Genomic DNA, 8,539 nt, shown 5'->3' with positions numbered 1-8,539 from the left:
CAATCTCAATATCTAGGACGATCGTCGTTGCAATGCTGGTCGGGCTTGTACACGTCTGGTTCGGGTGCCAGGATTCCCGGGTCGACACTCGGATCTTGAGCTGTCGCGGGCAGCTCTGGCAGCCATGGCGTTTCGTCTGTGGACTCGTACCGTGCGCATGGCCTGTCGTCGCCGCACACGTCCTGGTAGATGGCAGGGCAGTGGCGTGTGGGCATCTGCCTGCACGGGTAGGCGGGATCCATGGGGCCATGGAACGTCGGCTTGAGCGCGTCGTCGCTCATGTCAGCACCTCGATCGCAGCCCATACCGCCATCCCTGCGGCGCCCAAACCGGCAAGAGTGAAAGCGCCGGCGATAACCCAGTCGACCCAGCTGGTGCGGTATCCGGGTTCGGTGTGGCGGGTCACGGGATCATCACCGCCGCGGCGACTGTCAGCGGCACCAGGACGGCCCAGAAGGCGAGCCACAGTTTGACCGGATGCTGGTCGGCCCAGCGGGCTGTGCGCTCGAACCAGCTGTCGGTGCTTTCGCGGCCTACTGCGGCGATGGCGTCGCCGAGTTCGACCGCGTCGGCGGGGCTGAGCCGGAGCCACGTTTTGTGTCCGGCGTTGTCCTTGAGCCAGACCATCACGTGGCCGTCTGGTTCTCGGCGAGCGTCGTAGCTCGGCCCACCGCCCATGATCGGGCATGCGGGAGCAATGTCGGTGGCGTGGGACTTCGCCGCAACGGCCCCGCTTTGGGGTCCAGCGTCGCGCTGTGGCGGGTTTCCCGGCTCGCTTGTGGAACCGGACCCCGGAACCGGGAGAATTGGATTCTCGGCCATCTAGGGCCTCCATCCACAGCCACACGCCCGACGAGCGGACGATCGGTGCATGCCGTCGTCGTAGATCGTGCAGCCATCCGTGCCCACCCAGCCCAAGGCAAGGGCAGGTGCTGGCTTGGCGGGGCCGGGCTTGATCGACGGTCGCCCAGTGGCCTTGGCCTTCTTGGCGAGGAAGTTGGTCCTATGAGCGCTAGCGCACGGTTCGCAGGGCAGCTCACCCCGCTTCAGATGCCGGGTGTACGCCGCGAGATCCCCACACCCAGCGAGCTGCGATGGCTTCCTGCTCGGGCCAAATCCATATGCGGCTCGAACGATGGTCCGTATTTCCGACATGGGAACGTCCGAGTCGAAGAAAAAGTATTTACTCTCTCCGACCAGGGCCAGGATGTCCCAGCTGCCGTTAGTCGGCGTCGGGAAGCCAGGCCCGTATGTGCCAACGGGCTCGGTGATGGTCTTTACCTCGACTCGCCAGAGACTGCCGGCTTTGTGGGCCACCAAGTCGAACGGGGCGCTCGAAGACTCACACCGGAAGACCTGGTAGCCCCTGCGCATGAGCTCGGCACATACTCGCAGTTCGCTCGCGGCCCCGACGGTGGCCAACGTCGCGAACTCACCTCGCGCCTTGGGCATGCCAACCTCCATTCGACCGAGATTTCAGCGGGCTGTCGGTCATTTCTGTGCCTCCAGAGTCGACGGATGAGCGCTAGAGGCGTAGATCGCGCGAACTGCTTCGGTGAGCACAGCTGGCTGCGTGCGTACGGCAGCCAGACGGTCCGAGCCGGGATGTTTGCCCAGACGCTCAGCGCGATCCAGTAGCGCCAGTACCTGGTCCCGCTGCTCGCGGAGAAGGCGGATCTCCGTGTCTCGCTGCGCCAAGATCGCGCATGCGAGCGCGTCGTCCTCGCGGAGCTGGCGCACCTCGGCGAGCAGACTCAGCGCCCCGGTGATGGCGCTCGCCAGGATCAAATCCGAGTCGGCCTCCTCGTTCGCCGGGATGGTCATCTTCCAGCGAGTCAAGCCCTGGGCCAGATCGCAAACGTGCGTGTGGGCCTTGTCGAGGATGGTTCGTAGCGCATCCAAGTCGATCTCGCTCATCGCCGTTCCTCCGTCTCGTGCTGTCCTGACAGGACCACAGCGGGAGGTTTGCTGGGCGATGTGCCCATGCTCATCCGGTATGCGCAGTTCTTGCACGTGACGATGAACAGCAGCTTCGCGAACCGGCCAAGCTTGGCGGTGCAGTACTGGCACAGGCGTCTAGGCATCGGAGCCACCGATGAACTCAGTGACGGCCTCGGCCCAGGCGATCGAGTCCTGGTGGTAGTGCTTCGCCAGCCCGGCCAGTTCTGCTTTGAGACCACTGAGGAGATGGGCCATGTCGATGGAAACCTCTATGCACCAGCAGGCGTTTTGCCAAGGATCCCCAGCCCACGAGTGCCATCGGCCATGACGGGCAGTGCCTGCGTAGTAAGTGACACTGCCGATGGCGTCGTCGACGCTCTGGACGAACGTGGACCAGTCGGCCTGGCTCAGCTTGTCGTCGCTGTTGCCGATCGAAATGTAGACGGTCTTGGTCATCGGGTTGTCGCACCTTCCTCGGTGTCCGTAGTCGCCGGCCCAGACGAAGAGCTGGCAGGGTCGCCTGCCAACTTCGGGCACCAGCCGCAGCATGGTGCTGGCCGCGTCGGCGAGCAGGTGTGGTGTGCGCGGCAGCTGGGCCAGCTCTCGAACTGGCGGTCCCAGCAGCCCAGCTGCATGCAGAACTTGCGATCCGGGTAGTAGCTGGCGTGCCAGCGCTTGAAGCGGCGCTGGATCACTCGTGGCCGAAGCCACAGCGTCCAGCCGTAGAGCGTCCATCGCAGGTAGCTCACAGCTCCTCCAGCGGAATCGCCATCGCCTCGGCGACGTAGTGCTCGCGGATCGCGGCCGAGGTGCGTTCGTAGCTGTTGGGCATCCACAGCCAGCCGCAGGCACACGTGGCGCCGAAGACGAACGGTGGCTGGCCGAGCGGGTAGGGCGAGATGGTGGTTTCGTGTTGCGGCTGGTAGGTCATCAGTGCTCCATCTCGTCGTGTTCGCCGAGCCGTGCCGCATCGGCGGCGTCCTGCTCGGGTGTCTGCGGTGCCACGTCGTGTCGTGGGTGCCGGCGGGGCAGCTTGCAGGTGCAGTACTCGACCGGTTTGAGCGCGAGCGGGTCGGTGATGCCGTCCCACTGGAAGACGTGGGTGGAAAGCTTGGTAGCCATCACGTTCGCCCCTCTTCGGCCCGACGCTGGGCGCGCCACGGAAGCGAGCACCGCGTGCATAGGCAGATGCCTTCGCCGACGTTGGAGGCGAGCTCGTGCTCGATCACCCCGCCCTCCTGTACGAAGGCAACGTGCTTTGCCCAGGCCTTGCGCATGTCCTTCTCGCCGATTTTGAAGTCGCGCCGGAAGCTGCCTCCGTACCAGCCGCAGTCTTCGCAGTGCAGTCCGGTGACCTTGGTCTGGTGGACGTAGACGAGCGAGCTGTTGTGGCCGGCGATGGCCATGTCTGGGTCGGCGAAGTAGCTGGCAGTGTGGTTGCTCATGTGGTTCTCCGTCCAGATGGGATGACGAGGCGGTCAGGCGGGGTTGCGGAAGACAATGCGACCCGCAGCGGCATTTCGCAGCCGCACGGCAACAGCACGGCGGTCAGGCCCTCGGCGTCGCCGCATCCCATGTCGCCGCCAGTCACGCTGCAGGCGCAGATTGGGCAGACCTCAGGGCGGCGTGGCGGGTCCAGACGCGGCGGACTGAGCTGGACTCCGGCAGCGGCATCGACGAGGATCCAGCGCTTCCCGAAGGCGCGGGCGTAGTCGGCCAGGTCGGCGGTGGTCATCGCCCGCTTGCCGCTCTCCCAGTACGAGATGCAGGTCTGGGTCACGCTGAGGTCTCCGCCCAGCTCGGCTTGACTCTGACGGCGGCCCTTGCGCAGCGCCACAAGCGCGGCGAGCATGGCGTCCTCGTCTGGCGATGTCACTCCAGCACCCCCGGGCCGATGAACTCGGTGATGGCCTCGGCCCACGCGATGGAGTCCTGGCGGTAGACCTTGGCGAGCTTGGCCAGCCGCGCCTTAGCGATCGCCATGTGCTCGTCGACGGTCTGACCGGCATCGCCGTGGGATGCCTTGAACTGGACGCACCAGCAGGCGTTCTGGAACGGCGCGTCGGGTATGGACAGCCAGCGGCCATGGATGAGCCCGTACGGGTTGAGGGCGTACACCAGGTCGCTCTGGACGTCGGAGACGAAGTCCGCCCATTCGCGCTGGGTGAGCTTGTCGTCCGAGTTTCCGATCGAAACGTAGATCGTTTTGCTATCGCTCATTGCGGTGTCTCCTCATCGGACGGTGGGCAATGGTCAGGGCTGAGGGAGGTCATCGTGTCCACGCATAGACCTTTTCGCCGCCGAGCAGCGGCGCGCCTTCGGGGCCTTTCACGTGCGGGGCTATCCACACCGGACGGTGAACATTGCGCGTTGCATACCACTGCTGACGCCAGTGGCCGCGCACGATCCATTGGTGTTGGTACTCCCGGTCAGAACCGCTGGTCGAAGTTCCGGCGGGCCGCCGGAGGTTTATCACTCTGACTCGTGGTGGCTTGGGGTGGTTCTTGGCGAGACGTCGTCGGGTTGCCTTGTCGTACTGAGCGTCCGTTACTGCGGTCACCGGTTGGGTCATGAGAAGCCATGCCGCCTTGAGAGTGCCGAGCCATCGCGCGATGCCGCCCGCTTCGAAGTAGGACGCGGTCTCTCCGCCGTTGGCCGTCATCGCCGGAATGGGATCGGGGCTGAAAGGGCATTGGATTTCATTGTCGATCGCCAGTCGGTCCGTGACCGGCCGCAGCTTCTCCGCGAGGCGGCCGCTTACGGTGCCAATCCGTACGCCGCTGTCCAACGCCGCGCGGGCATCTGAGTACCAGGTAACCCAGATTCCGCCGTGCTTCCAGGCCGGGTTGTTGCCTGTCCATGGCCCCCAGCACGCGGCAACAATCGGTGCCTCGCTCAACGGGGTCTCGTCCACGTCTCGAAGGTCGGCCGTTGCGACGGGCTGATCGAAGTACATGAAGCCGCTGCGTGCGGGCAGATCCTCAGGCATCAGAGTGAACTCTGGCAAGCTCGCTCCCGCAGCGATGGCGAGCGCCGACATCTCGCTGCTGACGTAGAAAAGCTCAGCGGCTGTGACCCGCTTCAGTTCTTCTCTGACCAGAACGGCTGCGGCGCTCGTGGCGTCCCCTCTCGGCCTCATGAGCTGACGGCCGGTGCTTATGCCTTGCTCGTAGACGTACTGGCCAACGCGAGCCACGGCGGATACCGTTTCGTCACGGAGTTCGGGTAGATCGACGGGGCGGATGTGCATTCCGGCTCCATTCAGGACTGGCATCGGAGGCAGCTGCGGCGGCCGCAGGCCTTGCCGGACTCGTGGAGCAGCTGGATTGCTTGCTGCTCGGCCACGTCTGGATTGGCCCACGGCGGCGGGACGAGCTTGGGCATCTTGATCTGCTTGCCGCCGACACGGCTGCCGCGCTGCCCTGGGACCGGCCGCTTGCCTCGCTCGCGGCGTGCACGCACAAGGGCCTGACCGTGAAGGTCGTCGGTCGGTGGGCCATCTGGCGCTTTCCAGTGGTCGGCAAGGACCGTGACGCCATTGGCGATCCGTTGATCCCTGATCTCGTCCGCCTCGAAGCGAGACGGTAGGGCAAGCGGCTCAGCCTGGCCCTTACGGTTTTCGTCGCGGATGAGCTTGACGAGCTGGCGAATGTGGAAGGGCTTCAGATAGGCGTCGGAGCCTGCGGTATGGCGGACCACGGCTGCCTGACAGTCAGGCAGCTCAAGGTCTTGGAGAACGGCCTGCCAGGCGACGACGGTGGCGTCGTCGATGCGGCGGTTGTCATAGCGGGCGATCAGGGCGAGCAGGTCGCTGGTTTCGGCGAGGTTCATTTGGTTCCCCCGATGGCTTGCTGGGTGCTGGCAGCGTCGATGGCCTCGAAGCGCTTGCGGCGCTCCAGGTCGGCGACGGTTTCGGGTTTGAGCAGCATGCCGTTGTGCTGCACAAGCTGGTTGCGTGAGGCGGATCCGTTGGGGCGCTTGGCGTGCAGGCGCAGCGTGTCGTACTGCTTGCGCAGTGTCGGCATCGATTTGACGTTGGCGCGCCAAAAGTCATTGGCCTGACACCAGTCGATGGCCTTCATGACCTGATCCTCGGTGCGCCCATCGCGGTCGAGGAGCAGGCGGGCGGACTCGCGCCACTTGGCGGTGACGGTGGGGCGCAAGGACCCGTTGGCTTCGACGCGGTCGGCGAGGTGCGTGCAGATCCGTTCGACGTCGGGTCGGTCGGGCGGAGGCTTCGGCTTAGATTTGGCTCTGCGCCGACGCTTCGTCTTCGTTGTCGTCGCGTTCTCCGACGACGAATGATCTGGTGAGATCTGGTAATGATCTGGGAATAAAGGAACTGTCCCGCTCTGAGACATGCCCTTGTCTCGCTCTGAGACATGGCTTGTCCCGCTCTGAGACATGCTTTCGTCAGAGCATGTCTCACTCTGAGACATGGGCATGTCCCGCTCTGAGACATGACCTATCGACAATCGATAATTTGTTTTCGCGTGCTCTGAGCGAGCGGCTTCAATGGAAGGCCGTTCGCGCTCAAGCCATCCGGACTCTTCGAGAAGATCCAGATGGCGAGCGACGGTGGCCTTTCCGAGCCCAGTCCACTCAGCGATCTGCCGCAGGGATGGCGCGTGTTCCTCAGGGACCACGGCGGTGTCCTTGTCGGCGCTGTCCGAGAGCGCGAACATGATCAGGCGCGACGGCGACGGCAACGAGGAGGCTTTTACCGCCTTGTTGATCGCCCATTTTGTTGGCACGCAACGCCTCCGTGCTCTTCGAACCTACGTACAGATCTTACCAGATTACGAACCCTGGGGTTCACGCCCCACGGTTCGAGTACACTGGTTTCCATGAGTTTGCTGATGTGCGAAACTGCGGATGTGCCGCCCTACGTAGCCAGCGACAAGCTCCGAGCAGCCAAGAAGGCTTTCGACGAAGCGGAAGCTGTCTATGAGGCTGCTCTGGAACGGCTGCGGCAGGCCGTAATTGAGGAGGTCGCCCTGCCCACGCGACCAATCGACGTAGGTCGCGAAGTCGGCTGGCACCCCGGCCACGTTCGACGTCTCGCCCGCGAGGCAGGCGTGCCCAAGCTCGTCGACCGCGAGCCGCCCCGCCGCTCCGACCACTGACTCACCTCCCAGGTTTCGCGGTTCCTAGCTGTGTCCGGGCCCGGAAGCCGGGCCCGGAGAAGATCAGCCCTCGACTGCGGCCACACTCGGCGCAGGCGACCGGTGCGCAGTCCCCTGCCCGACGATGTCCACCGCGATCCGGCGCACCGCACTGTCGACCGGCCCGTCCACCGCAACCTCGGCGTGGTAGCAGATGTCCGTGTCCAGCCGGAACGTGTCGCTTCCGCCCTCCGGATAGAAGAGGGTCACCTCAGCCTCGGAGACGGGACGGCCAACCTCGGTCTGGCCCTCAAACTCGTAGTCGGGCTCGACGAGGGCGTCGACGCGGATGATGCTGCGGTACACGCCGGGCCAGATGACGGCGATCAGGTCGCCGTTGATGTCGCGGAACTCGGCACGCCCCGAAAGGTCGCTATAGGCGTGCGCCTTGATGTCGTCAACGTCGCCGCTGTGGTACGTGACGCCCCAGGTGTATTCCATGTCGCTCACTTGCTTGATCTCCTTCAGTCCTTGGGTTGATCCGGGCGTGACCTCATGCCACGCCCGGGAAAGAGCTACCTGTAACGGCGGGTGGTGCGCCTGCCGCCGAACGCGAGCGCGAAGACGCCGGCGAAAGCGAAGATCACCACCACCAGCGCGAGTGGAATCCACAGCGGCGATAACACCCACCACCAGGACCAATTGATTACCCCGCCCAGCTTGAGGCCGATGAACAGGATGGCGAGCAGGCCGCCGAACCCGATGCCGCCCGAGCGGGCGGTGTTGCTGTCGCTTGCCATGGCTACCTCTTCCTTTTCGTCGGCGCGGGTTTGGTGGTCTTCTTCTTGCGGTCGGCGTCGGTGAAACCGCAGTCGTCTTCACGGTTGGCCCAGTCCTCGGCGTCGCAGTCCTCGACCTCAACAGCGGGTGCCGGGTCACCGCAGGCGGCGGCTCCACTCGCGAGCGTCGCGCTGACAGCGAGCACGGCCAGGATTCGGCGCAGCCTCATGCCGTCGCCTCGCCCTCTGGCCGCGTGATGACAACATCAGGACCGCCCTCGTCGGCCGGCATCGGCTCAGACACCGAAGAGGCGGACGACGACTTGGATGCGCTGCCCTTGCCGTACAAGTGGATGTCGATCGTGCCGTCGACTGCGACATCGGCCAGATACACGACCTCCTCGACGACATGGAAGTCGAAGACGACACCGTCATCGTGGACGAGCACCACGTCGGCGTAGGTCAGGCCAGTCCCGTCGTCCGCGTCGTCCTTGGTGTGGTCGACATCGAACACTTCGGCACGGGCAGCGATGGCGTCCGTTACCGGGTCGATATACGGCTCGCCTCGGTCGTTGAGATCTTGCCGGTTGACGGTGACCTGCTTGGGAGTCATCAGGACGGAGACGACCTCCTCATGAGTGTCGATACCCATGGCCCGCAGTGCGGCCTGAATGCGGCTGAAGCTGATCGTGTTCATCTGTTGCCTTTCGGTTG

Annotated in this window: 18 protein-coding genes; 1 reads left to right on the top strand and 17 read right to left on the bottom strand. The window is 64.6% G+C overall.

Features of this window, described 5'->3' with window-relative positions; translation table 11 throughout:
- Nucleotides 1–5: 5 nt before the first annotated feature.
- The 13 genes from Rhe02_RS27060 to Rhe02_RS27000 all read right to left on the bottom strand — a co-directional run bounded on the left by Rhe02_RS27060 (nt 6) and on the right by Rhe02_RS27000 (nt 6,695).
- The gene (locus Rhe02_RS27060) at nt 6–281 is read right to left on the bottom strand and encodes a hypothetical protein (RefSeq protein ID WP_203911186.1); all 276 of its coding nucleotides are present in this window, start codon (nt 279–281) and stop codon (nt 6–8) included.
- Nucleotides 282–402: 121 nt separating this feature from the next.
- Nucleotides 403–822, bottom strand: a complete 420-nt coding sequence (locus tag Rhe02_RS27055; RefSeq protein WP_203911185.1) for a hypothetical protein — start codon at nt 820–822, stop codon at nt 403–405.
- Complete coding sequence (locus tag Rhe02_RS51000; protein WP_203911184.1) at nt 823–1,452, bottom strand: group I intron-associated PD-(D/E)XK endonuclease; 630 nt, start codon at nt 1,450–1,452, stop codon at nt 823–825.
- A 39-nt stretch (nt 1,453–1,491) separates the two neighbouring features.
- Nucleotides 1,492–1,917, bottom strand: coding sequence for a hypothetical protein (locus Rhe02_RS27045; RefSeq protein WP_203911183.1), 426 nt, complete (start codon nt 1,915–1,917; stop codon nt 1,492–1,494).
- A gap of 159 nt (nt 1,918–2,076) precedes the next feature.
- A complete protein-coding gene (locus tag Rhe02_RS27040) occupies nt 2,077–2,676 on the bottom strand; it encodes a hypothetical protein (protein ID WP_203911182.1) in 600 nt (199 codons plus the stop codon).
- A gap of 10 nt (nt 2,677–2,686) precedes the next feature.
- Nucleotides 2,687–2,872 carry a hypothetical protein gene (locus Rhe02_RS27035; RefSeq protein ID WP_203911181.1) on the bottom strand — a complete coding sequence of 62 codons (186 nt, stop codon included), beginning with the start codon at nt 2,870–2,872 and terminating at the stop codon, nt 2,687–2,689.
- Nucleotides 2,872–3,063 carry a hypothetical protein gene (locus Rhe02_RS27030; RefSeq protein ID WP_203911180.1) on the bottom strand — a complete coding sequence of 64 codons (192 nt, stop codon included), beginning with the start codon at nt 3,061–3,063 and terminating at the stop codon, nt 2,872–2,874. Before Rhe02_RS27030 ends, Rhe02_RS27035 begins: the two co-directional genes overlap by 1 nt.
- Nucleotides 3,063–3,386, bottom strand: a complete 324-nt coding sequence (locus tag Rhe02_RS27025; protein WP_203911179.1) for a hypothetical protein — start codon at nt 3,384–3,386, stop codon at nt 3,063–3,065. The genes Rhe02_RS27030 and Rhe02_RS27025 overlap by 1 nt, the downstream gene beginning before the upstream one ends.
- Nucleotides 3,383–3,817 carry a helix-turn-helix domain-containing protein gene (locus tag Rhe02_RS27020; protein ID WP_203911178.1) on the bottom strand — a complete coding sequence of 145 codons (435 nt, stop codon included), beginning with the start codon at nt 3,815–3,817 and terminating at the stop codon, nt 3,383–3,385. The genes Rhe02_RS27025 and Rhe02_RS27020 overlap by 4 nt, the downstream gene beginning before the upstream one ends.
- Nucleotides 3,814–4,161 (bottom strand): hypothetical protein, encoded by a 348-nt coding sequence (locus Rhe02_RS27015; protein WP_203911177.1) that lies wholly within the window; start codon nt 4,159–4,161, stop codon nt 3,814–3,816. The genes Rhe02_RS27020 and Rhe02_RS27015 overlap by 4 nt, the downstream gene beginning before the upstream one ends.
- A 49-nt stretch (nt 4,162–4,210) precedes the next feature.
- On the bottom strand, nt 4,211–4,981 hold the full coding sequence (locus Rhe02_RS27010) for a hypothetical protein (RefSeq protein WP_203911176.1): 771 nt from the start codon (nt 4,979–4,981) through the stop codon (nt 4,211–4,213).
- Between the two features lie 221 nt (nt 4,982–5,202).
- Nucleotides 5,203–5,772 carry a hypothetical protein gene (locus Rhe02_RS27005; protein WP_203911175.1) on the bottom strand — a complete coding sequence of 190 codons (570 nt, stop codon included), beginning with the start codon at nt 5,770–5,772 and terminating at the stop codon, nt 5,203–5,205.
- Nucleotides 5,769–6,695, bottom strand: coding sequence for a phage replication protein O (locus Rhe02_RS27000; RefSeq protein ID WP_203911174.1), 927 nt, complete (start codon nt 6,693–6,695; stop codon nt 5,769–5,771). Before Rhe02_RS27000 ends, Rhe02_RS27005 begins: the two co-directional genes overlap by 4 nt.
- A gap of 93 nt (nt 6,696–6,788) precedes the next feature.
- Between Rhe02_RS27000 and Rhe02_RS26995 the strand changes: the two genes are divergently transcribed.
- Nucleotides 6,789–7,067, top strand: a complete 279-nt coding sequence (locus tag Rhe02_RS26995) for a hypothetical protein (protein WP_203911173.1) — start codon at nt 6,789–6,791, stop codon at nt 7,065–7,067.
- Between the two features lie 63 nt (nt 7,068–7,130).
- Here the strand turns inward: Rhe02_RS26995 and Rhe02_RS26990 are convergent, their stop codons facing one another.
- From Rhe02_RS26990 to Rhe02_RS26975, 4 genes are all read right to left on the bottom strand, one after another.
- A complete protein-coding gene (locus Rhe02_RS26990) occupies nt 7,131–7,556 on the bottom strand; it encodes a hypothetical protein (protein ID WP_203911172.1) in 426 nt (141 codons plus the stop codon).
- A gap of 65 nt (nt 7,557–7,621) precedes the next feature.
- Nucleotides 7,622–7,846 (bottom strand): hypothetical protein, encoded by a 225-nt coding sequence (locus tag Rhe02_RS26985; RefSeq protein ID WP_203911171.1) that lies wholly within the window; start codon nt 7,844–7,846, stop codon nt 7,622–7,624.
- Nucleotides 7,847–7,848: 2 nt separating this feature from the next.
- Nucleotides 7,849–8,055 carry a hypothetical protein gene (locus Rhe02_RS26980; protein ID WP_203911170.1) on the bottom strand — a complete coding sequence of 69 codons (207 nt, stop codon included), beginning with the start codon at nt 8,053–8,055 and terminating at the stop codon, nt 7,849–7,851.
- Entirely contained in the window at nt 8,052–8,522 is a 471-nt protein-coding gene (locus tag Rhe02_RS26975; protein ID WP_203911169.1) for a hypothetical protein, read from the bottom strand. The genes Rhe02_RS26980 and Rhe02_RS26975 overlap by 4 nt, the downstream gene beginning before the upstream one ends.
- Between the last annotated feature and the right edge of the window lie 17 nt (nt 8,523–8,539).

The sequence above is a fragment of the Rhizocola hellebori genome, assembly GCF_016862955.1.
GTDB classification, from domain to species: Bacteria; Actinomycetota; Actinomycetes; order Mycobacteriales; family Micromonosporaceae; genus Rhizocola; species Rhizocola hellebori.
This window is presented reverse-complemented; position numbering and strand designations above follow the sequence as displayed.

Bases quoted from the DNA above. Each gene is read 5' to 3' on its own strand.
- Rhe02_RS27055 (WP_203911185.1), bottom strand. From the start codon at position 822: ATGGCCGAGAATCCAATTCTCCCGGTTCCGGGGTCCGGTTCCACAAGC.
- Rhe02_RS27005 (WP_203911175.1), bottom strand. From the start codon at position 5,772: ATGAACCTCGCCGAAACCAGCGACCTGCTCGCCCTGATCGCCCGCTAT.
- Rhe02_RS27045 (WP_203911183.1), bottom strand. From the start codon at position 1,917: ATGAGCGAGATCGACTTGGATGCGCTACGAACCATCCTCGACAAGGCC.
- Rhe02_RS26980 (WP_203911170.1), bottom strand. From the start codon at position 8,055: ATGAGGCTGCGCCGAATCCTGGCCGTGCTCGCTGTCAGCGCGACGCTC.
- Rhe02_RS26975 (WP_203911169.1), bottom strand. From the start codon at position 8,522: ATGAACACGATCAGCTTCAGCCGCATTCAGGCCGCACTGCGGGCCATG.
- Rhe02_RS26995 (WP_203911173.1), top strand. From the start codon at position 6,789: ATGAGTTTGCTGATGTGCGAAACTGCGGATGTGCCGCCCTACGTAGCC.
- Rhe02_RS27010 (WP_203911176.1), bottom strand. From the start codon at position 4,981: ATGTCGGCGCTCGCCATCGCTGCGGGAGCGAGCTTGCCAGAGTTCACT.
- Rhe02_RS27015 (WP_203911177.1), bottom strand. From the start codon at position 4,161: ATGAGCGATAGCAAAACGATCTACGTTTCGATCGGAAACTCGGACGAC.
- Rhe02_RS27030 (WP_203911180.1), bottom strand. From the start codon at position 3,063: ATGGCTACCAAGCTTTCCACCCACGTCTTCCAGTGGGACGGCATCACC.
- Rhe02_RS26985 (WP_203911171.1), bottom strand. From the start codon at position 7,846: ATGGCAAGCGACAGCAACACCGCCCGCTCGGGCGGCATCGGGTTCGGC.
- Rhe02_RS27025 (WP_203911179.1), bottom strand. From the start codon at position 3,386: ATGAGCAACCACACTGCCAGCTACTTCGCCGACCCAGACATGGCCATC.
- Rhe02_RS27035 (WP_203911181.1), bottom strand. From the start codon at position 2,872: ATGACCTACCAGCCGCAACACGAAACCACCATCTCGCCCTACCCGCTC.
- Rhe02_RS27060 (WP_203911186.1), bottom strand. From the start codon at position 281: ATGAGCGACGACGCGCTCAAGCCGACGTTCCATGGCCCCATGGATCCC.
- Rhe02_RS27040 (WP_203911182.1), bottom strand. From the start codon at position 2,676: ATGGACGCTCTACGGCTGGACGCTGTGGCTTCGGCCACGAGTGATCCA.
- Rhe02_RS51000 (WP_203911184.1), bottom strand. From the start codon at position 1,452: ATGCCCAAGGCGCGAGGTGAGTTCGCGACGTTGGCCACCGTCGGGGCC.